Genomic DNA, 2,474 nt, shown 5'->3' on the forward strand with positions numbered 1-2,474 from the left:
GCCAGCGCCGCCCCGGCTCGGCCCGGCACAAGGCGGGGGCCGTGCGCAAGCGCCGGATCACCCTCGGCGCCGCAGCCGTCCTGGTGATCGCGGCGCTCGGCGTGGGCGGCTGGCTGGCGACGAGCGACGACGGCGGCGGGAGCCCGCAGGACTCCAAGCAGACGACCTCGCCGGCGCCGTAGTACGGCCCTGCGGCAAGGGTCGTCGAACGGCCCGTCGTACGGGCCGGGGACAGCGGTGGGGCAGCGGGGGGAGGGGTTCTTCCGCTCAGCCGTTACGCTGGACCCGTGGCAGTCGTCGATGTATCCGAAGAGCTGAAGTCCCTCTCCTCGACCATGGGGTCGATCGAGGCCGTCCTTGACCTGGACCGGTTGCGGGCCGAGATCGCCGTGCTCGAGGAGCAGGCGGCCGTTCCTTCCCTGTGGGACGACCCCGATGCGGCGCAGAAGATCACCAGCAAGCTGTCCCATCTGCAGGCCGAGGTCCGCAAGACGGAGACGCTGCGCGGGCGCATCGACGACCTGGAGATCCTTTTCGAGCTCGCCGACTCCGAGCACGACGCGGACGCCCGCGCCGAGGCCGAGTCCGAGCTGGAGGCGGTGCGCAAGGCGCTGGACGAGATGGAGGTCCGCACCCTCCTCTCCGGCCAGTACGACGAGCGCGAGGCGCTGGTCAACATCCGCGCCGAGGCGGGCGGCGTGGACGCCGCCGACTTCGCCGAGCAGCTGCAGCGGATGTATCTGCGCTGGGCCGAGCGGCACAACTACGGCACCGAGGTCTACGAGACGTCGTTCGCCGAAGAGGCCGGCATCAAGTCGACCACCTTCGTGGTCAAGGCGCCCTACGCGTACGGCACGCTCTCCGTCGAGCAGGGCACCCACCGGCTGGTGCGCATCTCGCCGTTCGACAACCAGGGCCGCAGGCAGACCTCCTTCGCCGGCGTCGAGGTGCTGCCCGTCGTCGAGTCCAGCGACCATGTCGAGGTCGACGAGTCCGAACTGCGCGTGGACGTCTACCGCGCCTCGGGCCCCGGCGGACAGGGCGTCAACACCACCGACTCGGCGGTGCGGATCACCCACATCCCGACCGGCATCGTCGTCTCCTGCCAGAACGAGCGCTCGCAGATCCAGAACAAGGCGAGCGCGATGAACGTCCTCCAGGCGAAGCTGCTCGAAAGGCGCCGTCAGGAGGAGCAGGCCGAGATGGACGCCCTCAAGGGCGACGGCGGCAACTCCTGGGGAAACCAGATGCGTTCGTACGTCCTGCACCCGTACCAGATGGTCAAGGACCTGCGCACGGACTTCGAAGTGGGCAACCCGCAGGCGGTACTTGACGGCGAGATCGACGGCTTCCTCGAAGCCGGAATTCGCTGGCGCAAGCAGCACGACCGCTGATCTCCCCGCCGGCCGACATCGGCCGGCCACCAAGTCGACCGAGGAACTGCCGCTCTGGAAGCGGCAGTTCCTCTTTGTGTCACAGTTACATCAGGGCCTGCCGGACAACCGTCGCGATTCGGGTCATCGCGCGCGCAACCGCCTTGACGCGTATATGAAAACTGGGAAAGCTGGCGCGTGGCATGCGTATTCCTGGGGCGCGTGCGGGCGGGGGAGACCAGTGAACAGACCCCCAGCAGCCGCTGCCCCGGACGCTGCACCAATGACGAATGAAGCTACTGGGGGTACCAGGCAGATGACCAAGAAGACGCGGATCCGCGTGGCGCGCGTAGCGGCCGGCGCAGTGATCGCCGCGGGTGCTTCGCTGACAGCGGCGGGCGCGGCGTCGGCCGCCGGCCTCGTCGACCTCGGCGCCTCCGCCAAGGTGGGCGCCACGACCGTACAGCTGGGCGCCGGTGGCGCGCTGGCGGACGAAGACCCGTCCGGCGACCCGACCGACCCGGGTGACGGCGACGAGACGACGATCCCCGACCCGACCGACGACCCGACCGACCCGGGTGACCCGACGGACGAGCCCACCACTCCCGGTGACCCGACCGACGAGCCCACCAATCCGGGCGACCCGACGGACGAGCCGACCAATCCGGGCGACCCGACGGACGAGCCGACCAATCCGGGCACCCCGACCGACGAGCCCACCAAGCCGGGCACGCCGACCGACGAGCCGACCAAGCCCAGCACCTCGCCCACCCAGGGCGCCGGTACCGGTGGCGGCGGCAACAGCGCGGACCCGGGCACCTGCACCGTCTCGCTGGACGGCGTGGAGTGCGCGGACAACACCGACACCGACTCCGTGGGCTCCAAGCCCGTGCAGCAGGGTGCGGCCAAGGACGAGCTGGCCGAGACCGGTGCCGGCGAGACCTCGTTCCTGCTCATCGGCGCCGCGGTGATGATCGCCGGCGGCGTGGGCTTCCGTTTCCTGCCCCGCATGAACCGCGGTGGCGGCACGGCCGCCTGAGTGGAGACGTAACTCACAGCGAGCGGTACAGCTGACAGAAGGGCCCGGACGCGAGGCGTCCG

General features: G+C 70.3%; 2 protein-coding genes and 1 pseudogene. All 3 read left to right on the top strand.

Annotated elements, in window-relative coordinates; translation table 11 throughout:
- Positions 1-182 (top strand): annotated as a pseudogene (locus HY68_RS15340) (serine/threonine protein kinase); the annotation flags it as partial.
- Positions 183-287: 105 nt separating this feature from the next.
- Positions 288-1,394: a peptide chain release factor 2 gene (prfB, locus tag HY68_RS15345; RefSeq protein ID WP_041989104.1), complete on the top strand. Its 1,107-nt coding sequence runs from the start codon at positions 288-290 to the stop codon at positions 1,392-1,394.
- A 295-nt stretch (positions 1,395-1,689) separates the two neighbouring features.
- Positions 1,690-2,412, top strand: a complete 723-nt coding sequence (locus tag HY68_RS15350) for a hypothetical protein (RefSeq protein WP_041989105.1) — start codon at positions 1,690-1,692, stop codon at positions 2,410-2,412.
- Positions 2,413-2,474 lie beyond the last annotated feature (62 nt).

Origin of the sequence: Streptomyces sp. AcH 505, assembly GCF_000818175.1 — a bacterium.
GTDB lineage: Bacteria > Actinomycetota > Actinomycetes > Streptomycetales > Streptomycetaceae > Streptomyces.